This window comes from Stenotrophomonas sp. As-7, from assembly GCF_030291015.1.
Taxonomy (GTDB): Bacteria; Pseudomonadota; Gammaproteobacteria; order Xanthomonadales; family Xanthomonadaceae; genus Stenotrophomonas; species Stenotrophomonas lactitubi.
In genome coordinates this window covers 3,955,580-3,968,521 of the sequence record NZ_CP127405.1, presented here as the reverse complement: position 1 = coordinate 3,968,521, position 12,942 = coordinate 3,955,580, and the positions used below count along the sequence as shown (strand labels likewise).

General features: G+C 66.5%; 10 protein-coding genes. 6 read left to right on the top strand and 4 right to left on the bottom strand.

The window, feature by feature from the left end:
- Positions 1-22: 22 nt before the first annotated feature.
- Positions 23-1,123 (top strand): ribosome small subunit-dependent GTPase A, encoded by a 1,101-nt coding sequence (gene rsgA, locus QP457_RS18085; RefSeq protein WP_240196694.1) that lies wholly within the window; start codon positions 23-25, stop codon positions 1,121-1,123.
- Positions 1,124-1,295: 172 nt separating this feature from the next.
- Complete coding sequence (locus QP457_RS18080; RefSeq protein WP_205406198.1) at positions 1,296-2,549, top strand: flavohemoglobin expression-modulating QEGLA motif protein; 1,254 nt, start codon at positions 1,296-1,298, stop codon at positions 2,547-2,549.
- 438 nt (positions 2,550-2,987) lie between these two features.
- Here the strand turns inward: QP457_RS18080 and QP457_RS18075 are convergent, their stop codons facing one another.
- The 4 genes from QP457_RS18075 to QP457_RS18060 form a co-directional block, all read right to left on the bottom strand.
- Positions 2,988-5,276 (bottom strand): TonB-dependent receptor, encoded by a 2,289-nt coding sequence (locus QP457_RS18075; RefSeq protein ID WP_205406197.1) that lies wholly within the window; start codon positions 5,274-5,276, stop codon positions 2,988-2,990.
- A 176-nt stretch (positions 5,277-5,452) separates the two neighbouring features.
- Positions 5,453-6,193 (bottom strand): acetoacetyl-CoA reductase, encoded by a 741-nt coding sequence (gene phbB / locus QP457_RS18070; protein ID WP_180165961.1) that lies wholly within the window; start codon positions 6,191-6,193, stop codon positions 5,453-5,455.
- Between the two features lie 24 nt (positions 6,194-6,217).
- Positions 6,218-7,546: a CitMHS family transporter gene (locus QP457_RS18065; RefSeq protein WP_100462759.1), complete on the bottom strand. Its 1,329-nt coding sequence runs from the start codon at positions 7,544-7,546 to the stop codon at positions 6,218-6,220.
- 54 nt (positions 7,547-7,600) lie between these two features.
- Positions 7,601-8,734 carry a porin gene (locus QP457_RS18060; protein WP_240196696.1) on the bottom strand — a complete coding sequence of 378 codons (1,134 nt, stop codon included), beginning with the start codon at positions 8,732-8,734 and terminating at the stop codon, positions 7,601-7,603.
- Between the two features lie 329 nt (positions 8,735-9,063).
- On the opposite strand from QP457_RS18060, the gene QP457_RS18055 reads away from it, so the two are divergent.
- Genes QP457_RS18055 through QP457_RS18040 form a run of 4 tightly spaced genes read left to right on the top strand, consistent with a single transcriptional unit; the run spans position 9,064 to position 12,906 of the window.
- On the top strand, positions 9,064-9,753 hold the full coding sequence (locus QP457_RS18055; protein ID WP_205406196.1) for a response regulator transcription factor: 690 nt from the start codon (positions 9,064-9,066) through the stop codon (positions 9,751-9,753).
- Entirely contained in the window at positions 9,746-11,137 is a 1,392-nt protein-coding gene (locus QP457_RS18050) for a sensor histidine kinase (RefSeq protein ID WP_205406195.1), read from the top strand. Before QP457_RS18055 ends, QP457_RS18050 begins: the two co-directional genes overlap by 8 nt.
- Positions 11,134-12,189 carry an ABC transporter substrate-binding protein gene (locus tag QP457_RS18045; RefSeq protein ID WP_205406194.1) on the top strand — a complete coding sequence of 352 codons (1,056 nt, stop codon included), beginning with the start codon at positions 11,134-11,136 and terminating at the stop codon, positions 12,187-12,189. Before QP457_RS18050 ends, QP457_RS18045 begins: the two co-directional genes overlap by 4 nt.
- A 60-nt stretch (positions 12,190-12,249) precedes the next feature.
- On the top strand, positions 12,250-12,906 hold the full coding sequence (locus QP457_RS18040; RefSeq protein ID WP_089236778.1) for a response regulator transcription factor: 657 nt from the start codon (positions 12,250-12,252) through the stop codon (positions 12,904-12,906).
- Positions 12,907-12,942: the final 36 nt, after the last annotated feature.

The following is a 12,942-nucleotide window of genomic DNA, read 5'->3' as shown; positions in this document are numbered from 1 at the left end:
TCGCACAGGTAGAATGGCGGCGATGACCCAGACCCCCGATTTCACCGCCCTGCAGACCATTGGCTGGCCCTGGCCGGGCCCGCCGCAGCAGGCCGACTGGCAGGCCGTGATGGCTGCGCACCCGCAGGCCCACCCGGCGCGGGTGATCGAACAGCACCGCACCCACTACGTGGTGGCGGATGGCCCGGAGGCGTCGATCAAGGCCGAATCGTTGCCGGAATGGCAGCGCCCGCGCTTCCCCAGCCACGAACGGCCAGCGGTTGGCGACTGGGTGCTGCTGGACGGCATCCGCATCGTCGCCCTGTTGCCGCGACGTACCGCGATCAAGCGTGGCGCCGCCGGTGAGCATTACCACCAGCAGGTGATCGCGGCCAACATCGATACCGTCTTCATCGTCTGTGGGCTGGATGCGGACTTCAATCCGCGCCGTATTGAACGCTACCTGCTGCTGGTGGGCGGTGGCGGTGCCGAACCGGTGGTGGTGCTGACCAAGGCCGACCAGACCGAGTACAGCGAAGACGCGCTGGCGGTACTGGAAGAGCTGGAGATGCAGGGCATTGCCCTGCACGCGATCAACGGCCTGGATGCAGACAGTGTTGCCGTGCTGGAGCCGTGGCTGGGCCCGGGCCGCACGGTGGTGCTGGTGGGTTCTTCCGGTGCGGGCAAGTCGACGCTGACCAACACGCTGCTGGGCGAGCAGCGGATGAAGACCAACACGGTGCGCGCCAACGATTCGCGCGGCCGCCATACCACCACCCACCGCGCATTGATGCCGCTGCCGATGGGCGCCTGCCTGATCGATACGCCGGGCATGCGCGAACTGAAGCCGACCGGCGAAGAAACGCTGGCCGAAGGTGGTTTCGCCGATATCGAAGCGTTGGCCGCGCAGTGCCGCTTCCGCGACTGCATGCACCAGCAGGAACCCGGCTGTGCCGTGCGTGCGGCGATCGATGCCGGCGAGATTGAAGAGAGCCGGCTGCAGAACTACTTCAAGTTGAAGGAAGAAGTGGCCGCCGCCGCCGCGAAGCTGGCCGTGCGCCAGGCCGAGACCGCGCAGGAGCGCGGTGGCAGGAAAGGCAAGGGCCAGCAGTTCCGCCCCGCCGGCAAGCCGCGCAGGCGCTGAGCCCGAGGTACCGGGAACGCGCTTCTGGTAGGTGCCAATCTTGGTTGGCACTGTCAGGGCAGGGGGCAGCCCAGTAGATCCACGCCATGCGTGGATGCTTTCCGCGCATGCATATCTGTGCCAACCAAGGTTGGCACCTACCAAAGCAAGGGCGGGGCGTTATAGTCCGACCATGGAACCGACCGCGACGCTGGACCGTGACGTGGCCCACCATGCAGCGCTCGATGCGCGCCTGGTCGAGGCCGTAGGAGGCATCCGCCTGCTGGGCCTGACCAGCTGGCCGGCAACCCTGCAAGCACCCTTCCTGGACAGCGTTGCGCGCGGCCAGCCGACGCTGCCGGTGGTCGACTACCCGAAGCTGGATTTCAGCGAGGAGCGTCGTGCACTGGCCGCCCTCGCTGCCGAGTGCGATGAAAGCCATCCGCTGGGCCATTACGTGCGGCAGTCCGCGCAGAGCTGGGATCTGGCTGCACAGCTGCTGGAAGGCCTCGGTACCGCGGCCGTGGATGCCTGTTCGGTGCAGTTGTTCGGGTCACCCGAGCAACCGTTGCCCGGCAACGGACCGAGCACGCGCGAAGCAGCGCGCCACTTCATCCAGATTGCTGCCGAACTGGATCACGAACTGCTGGCGCCGGAAGAGCAGGTGCCGGTTTCGGCGATCGCGTTGCAGCTGCAGCTGCAGAATGACCTCGATGCGTTCTTTGAATCACGCATCATCCAGGTGCAGCTGGATCCGGATCTGGTCTCCAAGGCGGCGGCCGGACCGACCCGCATCCGTCTGCGCACCAGCGCGCGTTTCAGCGCCTACGACCGCGCGCAGTTGTTCCACCATGAAGCGCTGGTACATTCGCTGACAGCGTTGAACGGTCGCGCGCAGCCGGTGCTGCCAAGCCTGGCGCTGTCCTCGCCACGGGTGACGGCCACCCAGGAAGGATTGGCGACATTCGCCGAGCAGATCACCGGCAGCATCGACATCGAGCGACTGAAGCGCATCAGCTTGCGTACCGAGGCGATTGCGATGGCGCGCGAAGGTGCGGACTTCATCGAGGTATTCCGCTACTTCTGCGATGCCGGGCAGAACCCGGAAGAGAGCTTCGCCTCGGCGCAGCGGGTATTCCGCGGTGTGCCGCCGAGTGGTGGCCTGGCCTTCACCAAGGACACGGTGTACCTGCGCGGGCTGGTGTCGGTGCACACCTTCTTCCGCCACATGCTGGCTGAGGATCGCCTGCAGGTCTGCCGTTGGTTGTTTGCCGGCAAGATGAGCCTGACCGATGCGATCGCGTTCGCGCCGCTGTTCGAATCGGGCGTGCTGAAGCCACCGCGTTGGCTGCCGCATTGGATGAGCCGGGCGAATGGCCTGGCCGGCATGCTGGCGTTCTCGCTGTTCGCCAACCGCATCCGGATGGACCAGCTGGCGCCGGAATGAAGTGCGTTGGCGGATCCTCCTGCGCCTGTCTGCTATCGGCTGGGAGGAGGCGGGGCACCCTGGCCAGGACACGCAAAAGCCCCTCCATGGTGCTCGATGGCGCCATCCATGGCGCCAACGGTCCTGGCCAGGGTGCCCCGCCTCCTCCAGACAGTTTCCTGCGAGCGCGGTAGCAGGTCCACCAGAGGGATTGCGTTTGAAAAGCTTGAAAAGCAAAGAGCCGGGCATCGCCCGGCTCTTTGCTTTTGCCCTTGCTTCTCATTGCCTCCGCGCCGGAGCGGGAAACTGTCGAGCGAGGTGGGACGGGCCGAGGCAGGACCGTGAGGCGCATGGATGCGCCGACCGAGCCTACAGGGACGTACTTGCGGCGTGTCCTGCCTCGGCCCGTCCCACCTCGTCCCACTACGGCATCCCCGCGCCGCAGCGCCCGCTTTTGATTTAGAACTCCGCCGCCACCGTCATGAACACCTGTCGCGGTGCACTCGCATGGATCGCATACCGCGTGCCCTTCGGATCGGTCGGTGCGAACGAACTCAGCTGGCCCGCATAGCGCTTGTTGGTCAGGTTCGTCGCGTTCAACGACACCCGCACGTTGCGCAGGCCCATGCCCGGGCCGAAGTCGTAGCCGGCGCCCGCATCGAAGGTGGTCACGCCCGGCACCGACTGGTCGTTGGTGTAGGTGTAGTAGCGCTTGCCGGTGTACTTGGCGCGCAGGCTGGCGAAGAAGCCATCGCGGTTCCAGCTGATTTCGCTGGAGGCCATGCGCTGCGGCGTATCCACGGTGATCTTGCCGGCCACCGGCACGATCGCGCCGCCCGAGGTGTAGTCATCCTCGTAGGTGGTCTTGTTCCAGGACAGCGCGTTGTACCACTGCAGGCCATCAACCGGCTTGAGGATGAAGGTCAGCTCGGCACCGTGGCTCTTCACCGAACCGACGTTGATGAAGCGCGTCACGCACTCCGGCCGCGTGCCGACTTCGATGCTCGAGCACGGGTTCAGCGACAGCAGGCGGTTGTCGAACGTCACGTTGTAGGCGGCGATCGAGGCCTGGTATTTCTCGCCGAAGGTACGGAAACCCGCTTCCAGGCTCTTGGACTTCTCCGGCTCCAGGCCGGCGCTGGCCGCGAACGATTCCGGCGACACCTGCAGCGGGCCACCGCTGCCGCCGCCGACGAAGGCAGCGATGTTCTCCGCATACGAGGCGAACACTTCATTGTTGGCGTTGAGCTTGAAGCCCACGCCCAGCTGCGGCAGCACCGATTCCTTCGCGGTCAGCGTGCCCGAGGCAATGCTGGTTTCCACGCCCGGCTGGGCCTTGGCGGTCATGCGCGTGTTGGGGCTCTTGATGCCCACGTCCACGGTCAGGCGCTGGTCGAGAAAGCGCATCCGGTCCTGCACGTAGAACTGGCGCGTACGGATGTCGAAGTCCTGGTTGAACAGGCGGCGGTCCGGGTTCTGCAGGTACAGGTCGTCCAGGAACGGGCCGCTGATGTAGTAGAAGTTGCGCGAGACGTTATGGTCGTTCTGTTCGTACCACACACCGGCTTCCAGCTCATGGATGCCCACAGTCCACGACAGCGCGGCGGTCACGCCGTCGCGGTTGATGGTGTAGTTGGTGCTGCGGATCGAGATCGGCAGCATCTTGTCGGTGCCCGGGTAGGACGGTTGGCCCGGTGCCCACCAGTGGCCCTGGCCACGGTTCTCATGGTGGTAGCCCAGCAGCTTCAGGCGGCCCTGTTCACCCAGGCGGATGTCGGCGTCGATCGAGTACAGGTTGTCGTCGCGCAGCGCACGGCTCTGGTAGTACGCATCGTCGATGCTGTTGACGCCGCCGCTGAACGCGCAGCGCGCCTTGTTGTAGGTGCCCGGTGCGCAGTACGCAGCCGCGACGGCGCGATCCCAGTCCGGTGCATAGATGTTCCAGTCATAACCCAGGCCGCGCGCCAGCATGTCCTTGGACAGGTAGGCATAGTTGGCCTGGCTGGCGCGCGAGGTGGCCACAAAGGCACCGAAGCGGTTGTCGCCAACGTTCCACACCGCCTTGGCGTTGAACTGGCGGGTGGTCTGGTTCTGGTACGGCGCGGCCCACATGTCCTGGTCCTGGTGCACGCCGGAGACATAGGCCGAGAAACCGTTGATGTCGCCGGTGTCCACGCGCAGGTAGCCGCGGCGCTGGTTGTCATCACCCGCGGTGATGCTGGCGCGGCCGCCGAATTCGGTGGACGGATCCATCGAGAAGTACTGGATGGTGCCGCCGAGGTTGCTGGTCGAGGCCACGCCCAGCGAACCGATGCCCTGCGACAGCTCGGCGCCGGCCAGGTTCTCGGCGATCAGTGCACGGGCGATGCTCAGGCCGTTGTAGTTGCCGTAGCTGTTGTCACCCAGCGGAATGCCGTCCAGCGTGTAGCCCAGGCGGCTCTTGTCGAAGCCGCGCAGGCTGATGGTCTGCGATTCTTCATTCGCACCGAATGCATCGTTGGACTGCACCGACACGCCGGGCAGGCGGTCGAGGATCTTCTGGCCACTGGTACCCGGCGGCAGCACCTGCTTGTCGACGGTGGTGATGCGCTGCACCTGGCGGGTCTCGCCCTGGCCGATGACCGAGACGGTATCCAGCGTCTGCGCGCTCAGCGCGGTATCGGCGGTGGCGTCGGTGGCTTCAGCGGCGTGGGCGCTGGCGGCGGAAAGCGCGATCGCCACAGCGATCGTCAGGTATCGGGTCTGCATGATGGTCCATTGCATGGGGGGTGGTCACCGGCCCGGGGCGCGGTGCATGGCCACTATGCGAACGGAACATGAAACCTTGTTTACGAAAAACCAACGAATGGCGTCGTGGGGGAAGCCGCGCAGGGCGTGAACCTACCGGGGGAGGGGAGTAGACCCACGCCCTGCGTGGGAAAGCGCTAGCCCATGTACAGGCCACCGTTGACCGGATAGTCCGCACCGGTCACGTAGGAGGCCTCATCCGAGGCCAGCCAGGCACACAGGCCGGCCACTTCTTCCGGGCGACCCAGGCGTCGTACCGGCACCGACGCGGCCAGTCGATCCAGCACGTCCGGCGGGAAGCTGCTGATCGCCTGGCTGGCGATATAGCCTGGCGACAGGGTATTCACGGTGACCCCGCGCGAGGCGACTTCAGCGGCCAGCGCACGGCTGAAACCGTGCATCGCGGCTTTTGCCGTGGCGTAGTTCACCTGGCCGATCTGGCCCTTGTGGGCGCTGACCGAACCGATGTTGATGATGCGGCCCCAGCCACGCGTGGCCATGCCATCGACCACCTGCTTGGTCAGGTTGAACAGCGAGTTGAGGTTGGAGGCGATCACCGCATTCCAGTCTTCCACCGTCATCTGCCGGAACAGCAGGTCGCGGCTGCCGCCGGAGTTGTTGACCAGCACGTCCACCTCGCCGACTTCGGCACGCACCTTGGCGAAGGCCACCGTGGTCGACGCCCAATCGGTCGCGTTGCCTTCGGAGGCGATGAAATCAAAGCCCTGTTCGCGCTGCTCGCGCAGCCAGTTGGCCTTGCGCGGCGAGTTGGGTGCGCAGCCGGCGACCACGGTATGGCCGGATCGGGCCAGGCTCTGGCAGATGGCAGTGCCGACACTGCCCATGCCGCTGGTGACGTAAGCAATTCGAAGCGTCATTGCAGAAGACTCCTTGGTAAGGGATCAGGCAGCGAAGGGGTACAGGCCGAACAGCAGGCCGCCGATCATCAGCAGCAACGAAATGGCGATCGCCCACTTCAGGGTGAATTTCTGGTGGTCGGCGAACTCGACCTTGGCCAGTCCCACCAGCAGGTAGGTGGACGGCACCAGCGGGCTGAGCAGGTGCACCGGTTGCCCGGCCAGCGAGGCGCGGGCCATTTCCACCGGCGTGATGCCGTAGTTGCCGGCCGCTTCGGACAGGATCGGCAGCACGCCGAAGTAGAACGCGTCGTTGGACATGAAGAAGGTGAACGGCATCGACGCTACAGCGGTGATCACTGCCAGGTAGGGGCCCCAGCTGTCGGGGATGATCGCCAGGAAGCTGTGCGACATCGCTTCGACCATGCCGGTGTTGTTGAGGATGCCGGTGAAGATGCCCGCAGCGAAGATCAGCGCCACCACCGACAGCACGCTGCCGGCATGGCTTACCACGCGACGGCGCTGCTCGGCCAGGTTCGGGTAGTTGATCACCAGCGCGATGGCGAAGCCGATCATGAACAGCACCGGCATCGGCAGCACACCGATGATGAGGGCGCTCATCAGGGCCACGGTCAGCGCCAGGTTCACCCACAGCAGCCTGGGGCGCTTGGTGTCTTCTGCGTCTTCCACGGTCGGCAGCGTATTGCCGTCGTCGGACACGCTGTTGTCCATCCAGCTGCCGCCCTTGGGCAGGGTCACCACGCCCAGGCGACGGCGCTCCTTCAGGCCCAGGTACCAGGCCAGCAGCAGCACGCCGGCGCAGGCGATCACCATCGACGGAATCAGCGGCACGAACACATCGGCCGGGTCCACGTGCAGTGCGGTGGCCGCGCGCGCGGTCGGGCCACCCCACGGCGTCAGGTTCATCACACCACCGGCGAGGATGGTCACGCAGGTCATGTTCAGCGCGTTCATGCCCAACCGCTGGTACAGCGGCAGCATCGCCGACACTGTGATCATGTAGGTGGTCGAACCATCGCCATCGAGCGAGATCAGCATCGCCAGCACGGCGGTACCGAACACGATCTTCATCGGGTCGCCCTTGACGAAGCGCAGGATGATCCGCACCAGCGGATCGAACAGACCCGCATCGATCATCACGCCGAAGTAGAGGATGGCGAACATCAGCATCACGCCGGTCGGCGCGATCTTCTTGATGCCTTCCAGCATCATTTCGTCGATGCCGGCGGCGAAGCCACCGATCAGGGCGAAGATGATGGGAATGGTGATCAGGGCAACGAGTGGCGACAGTCGTTTGCTCATGATCAAGTACATGAACGTAATGACCATGCCAAAGCCGAGGATGCTCAGCATCATCTGCGGACTCCTTGAAGAATCAGGATGTGGGGAAGTGGAAGGGGCTGACGTTTAGAAGTCGAACTGCAGGCGCCCGGTGACCGCGCGCGTGCGGTCCACCGTGGTGCCGGCCAGGCGATCGCGGTTGCGGCTTTCGATCACGTTGAGCATGAAGCGCAGGTTGTCGCGCAGGTACCAGTTGCCGCCCAGCGTCCAGCCTTCGGTGCTGCCACGGCGCAGGTCGGGTTGGCCATCGAGGTGCTGTGCGCCCCACATCTGGTCGTAGCGCAGGGCCACTTCGAAGGCACCGGCCTTGTGGCGGATGTTCTTGACCCGGGCGAAGCGGCCGGTCTTGCGGTCGTAGGCACGGCTTTCGCCGGTGACGAACCAGCTGAGCATGCCGTAGGCGGCCATCACGTCACCGCGCTGGGCGCCATCATCGAAGGTGGCGCCGCTGAACTCGCCCTGCCATGACAGCGGGCCGCGCACCTGCGCGTATTCCAGCGACCACTTGTTGACGTCGGTATCGCGGCCGGCAGAGAAGTCGACCAGGGTCAGGCGGCTCTCGTCGGACAGATGGCCGGCCGGGCGCGGGCGGATACGCAGGCCAGGCACGCCGTTGGTGCCGGGATTGTCATAGGCCTCGCGGGCCAGTGACAGGCCGAGGTGCAGCACGTCGCCATCGCTGGGGGCCGGTGCCCAGGTGACGCGGCCACCGGCGGCGCGGCCCTTGACCTGCCAGGCATCGATGCTCTCCAGGCTGTACACGCTGGCCGCCCAGGTGAAATCGCCCGGATTGGCCTGCCAGGAGGCGCCCAGACGGTACAGCGGCGCCAGCGTGGTGCCGGCGTTGCCGCGCTCCAGGAAGCTGCCGTAGTTGGAGCCGGTGCGGTCATCCAGCGAGAAGTACTGCTTGAACTGGCCCACGGTGAGCCGGCCGGCATCGCCGAAGCTGCGGCTCAGGTAGACGTCTTTGGCCTCGACACGGTCGCCGGAGAAATCGGCTTCCAGCTTGTAGTCGACCACGAAGAACTTGCCGGAAACGTCAACCCAGGCGCGGCGGATCTCGGTGTCATCCTTGTTCGGCGTACCCCGGTTGTCGTTGTCGAAGGTAGCGAAGTCCAGGTGCAGGCGGCCGCCGACCGTGGCGGTCACCGGACGCTCGTCCTCTGCGAAGGCCGGCGCGGCCAGCGCAGCCAGGGCCATCAAGGCGGCAGGACGCCGCCAGGCAATGCTCAATTCCACAAACCCTCCCAGGTGCACGCCAGGCGCGCGGCAATCGTGGGCACCGGACGGTGCGCGGCCGCAGTCTGTGTCGCGCAAGCTGTCATCGTCCTGTCAGCGGTTTGTGCGGTGCAGCGTAAAAGACGCCGCTGCGCTCGCCGGGCATGGCCCGGCGCTACCCCGCGACGTTGCACCCGGTGGCGCCGAGCCACGCCCGGCGGAACAGGTCAGCATCGGTAGCGCCGGGCCATGCCCGGCGAGCGCAGCGGCGCCATGCGGTAGCATTCGTTTCCCCCCTCACGCCCCCGCCCATGCGCCTGCTGCTGGTCGAAGACAACCCGGACCTGGCCGATGCGATCATCCGTCGCATGCGCCGCAGCGGGCATGCCGTGGACTGGCAGGCCGACGGTCTGGCCGCTGCCAGCGTGCTGCGTTACCAGAGTTTCGATCTGGTGGTGTTGGACATCGGTCTGCCCAAGCTCGATGGCCTGCGCGTGCTGGCCGGCATGCGCGAGCGTGGCGACAGCACCCCGGTGCTGATGCTGACCGCACGCGATGGCATCGAAGATCGCGTGCAGGCACTCGATGTCGGCGCTGACGACTATCTGGGCAAGCCGTTCGATTTCCGTGAATTCGAAGCGCGCTGCCGTGTGTTGCTGCGACGTGCACGCGGGCAGGCCAGCGAAGTGGTGCAGATCGGCGGCTTCCAGTTCGACAACGCTGCGCACCGGGTGACCCTGGATGGCGAGCCGATCGAGCTGCCCAACCGCGAATACCGCCTGCTGGAGATCCTGGTCGGGCGCATCGGCCAGGTCGTGGGCAAGGATGAGATCGGCAATGGCCTGTTCGGCTTTGATGACGAAGCAGGGCCGAACGCCATCGAGCTGTATATCGGTCGCCTGCGCAGGAAGCTGGCAGGCGCGCCGCTGCGGATCACCACCGTGCGCGGTGTCGGCTACCTGCTGGAAGCCAGCGATGACAGCAGCGACACCGATGGCTGACGCGCGCGCTGCGAACGCCGCACCGGGCTCGTTGCGGCGCACGCTGCTGCTGTACCTCGGCGCGTTGCTGGCGGTATTCGCGGTGGCGTTGTTGTTTGCTGCACGCGACTACGGCCAACGTGCGGCCAACCGTTCCTACGACCATCTGCTGGTGTCCTCGGCCCTGTCCATCGCCGATTCGGTGGCCTTGGTGGACGGCCAGTGGCAGGTGGATCTTCCCTATGCTGCGCTGGACCTGCTGGCGATGGCGCCGGAGGACCGCGTGTTCTACCGGGTTGCCGACAGCCGCGGCACCCTGATCACCGGCTACGGCGACCTCCCCGCGTCGCCGCGTCGGCCGGGCACGCAACCGCAGTTGTTCGATGCTGCCTACAGCGGCGAGACCGTGCGTTTCGTAGTGGTCGGGCGCAGCTTTGCCGCCGCCTCCGCGCAGGGCGAGGTGCAGGTGCAGGTGGGGCAGACCCGGCGTGCGCGCGAAGCGGTGGCGCAGGAACTGGTCAACCGTGCGCTGCTGGCGATCGGCGTGTTGTCGGGGTTGCTGCTGGCACTGGTGGCCTTCGGCGTGCACCGCGCGTTCCGGCCACTGGTCCGGGTCGAGCGCGAACTGTCACGCCGCGAGCCGTCCGACCTGAAACCACTGGACGCGCGCGTGCCACGCGAGATGGACCAGATGGTGGCAGCGCTGAACCGCTTCATGGAACGCCTGTCCAGCAGCAATGAAACCCTGCGTGCGTTCATGGCCGAGGCCGCGCACCAGATGCGCACGCCGTTGGCAGCGTTGCGCGCGCAGGCACAGCTGGCGCTGGATGACGACGACCCGCAGGACATGCGGCGCAGCCTGCTGGCGATCGAGCGCAACGCCACCCACATGAGCCGCCTGCTCAACCAGCTGCTCAGCGATGCCAGCGTGATCCATCGATCACATCTGCAGCGCTTCGCCACCGTGGACCTGGCCGAGACCGTGCACCAGGCGCTGCACGAAGCGCTTCCGCAGGCAGGGCCCACCCCGCGCGTGCAGCTGGCGATGACGGCCGAGCCGGTGCAGGTGCACGGTGACGCACTACTGCTGCGCGAGGCGATCAAGAACCTGGTCGACAACGCGCTGAAGTACGGCGGCGACGGTCCCTTGCAGATCGCGCTGACCGCCGAGGGCGGTCAGGCCGTGCTGACCATCGCCGACCATGGCACGGGCATCGCCGCAGTGGATGCCGAACGCGTGTTCGAGCGTTTCGCACGGGGCGAGGGCGCGCCTTCCGGCGGTGCCGGCCTCGGCCTGGCCATCGTCAAGCGGGTGGTCGACAGCCATGGTGGCCAGATCGATCTCAGCAATCGACCGCAGGGCGGCCTGGTCGCCACCATCCGCCTGCCCCGGAGCAGCACATGATCCGCCTGTTCGCCACCGTTGTTGCCCTGTTGCTGGCCGTGCCGGCCCTCGCTGCTCCGGGCGATGTGCGCCGCTTTCCCGCACAGGGCACCGCCACTGCACAGCTGCGCATCCACGGCACCACCGATATCGAGGTCTTCGCCGAAGTCATCGCCGACTACCAGCGGCTGCATCCGGGCAGCGAGGTGGTATACGAAGACATCATCACCCAGGACCTGTACGCGCGTTACCTGCATGACCGCACCGGACCTGCGTCGCCGGATCTGCTGATCTCCAGCGGCATGGACCTGCAGACCAAGCTGGTCAACGACGGCCACGCGCTGCCGCACCGTTCGGTGCAGACCCAGGCGCTGCCGGCGTGGGCGCAGTGGCGTGGCGAGGCATTCGGCATCAGTTACGAGCCGGTGGTGATGGTCTACAACACCGGCAGGCTGCCGGCCGCGAAGGCGCCGCACACGCGTCGACAACTGCTGGACCTGCTGCGCGCGGAAGGCGCGCCGTTGCGCGGCAAGGTCGGCACCTACGATATCGAACGCAGCAGCGTGGGTTACCTGCTGGCGACCCAGGATGCCCAGCGCGGCAGCATCGCCGGCGCCCTGCTCGGCGCGCTGGGGGACAACGCGGTGGTGCGCGAGGAACGCACCGGCGTGCTGCTGGACCAGGTGGCCAGCGGGCAGTTGTCGCTGGTCTACAACGTGCTGGGCTCGTATGCGCAGGCGCGTATCGACGCGGGCGCACCGCTGGCCATCGTCGAGCCGGAGGACTACACGCTGGTGGTGCTGCGTACCGCGGTGATTCCGCGCACCGGAGCGCACCCGCAGGAAGCGCGACGCTTCCTCGACTACCTGCTGTCGCCACGAGGCCAGCAGGTGCTCGCGCGCGAGGCGCGGCTGATGCCGATCGTGCGCGGCGATGCAGGCGGCGACGAAGCGCCCGGCCGCAGCCGTCGCCCGATCCAGCTCGGCCCGGGGCTGTTGGTGTACCTGGACGCGCTGAAGCGGCGGCAGTTCCTCGATGCCTGGCGCAGCAGCGTGGAGCCGGCAGGGCGCTGATGCCCTGGCAGCGCCGGCCAATGCCCGGCGTAGGCCGTTTGCTGCCCGTACAATGGCTGCATGAGCGAATACACCATCCTGATCGCCGACGACCACCCGCTGCTGCGTTCGGCGGTGGTGCAGTCATTGCGGCAGAGCCTGCCGCTGGCGCAGGTGCGCGAGGTCGCCAGCGCCGAAGCACTGGCTGCGGCGCTGGATGCACAGCCCGATGTGGATCTGGTACTGCTGGACCTGACCATGCCCGGTGCACATGGGTTCTCCGCGCTGCTGCACGTGCGCGGTTCGCACCCGGACATTCCGGTGGTGATCCTGTCCTCCAACGATCATCCGCGGGTGATCCGCCGCGCCCAGCAGTTCGGCGCAGCCGGTTTCATTCCCAAGTCCGCGCCTGCCGAAACCATCGGTGAAGCAGTGGCGGCGGTACTCGATGGGGGCCTGTGGTTCCCGGCGATGGCGGCCGAGCGCTCCGAGGCCGACGCGCTGCTGGCCAGCCGCCTGGCGCAGCTGACGCCGCAGCAGTTCCGCGTGCTGCTGTGCCTGGCCGACGGGCTGCTCAACAAGCAGATTGCCTATGAGCTGGGGTTGGCCGAGAACACGGTGAAGGTGCACGTGACCGCGATCCTGAAGAAGCTCGAATGCCACAGCCGCACCCAAGCGGCAGTGTTGGTGAAGGCGCTGGAGCCCGAAGGTGATGCGCGCGCTGGGATGGATGGCTGATCGCGGCAGGTCATTGAATTGACTCGTGTACCAGGT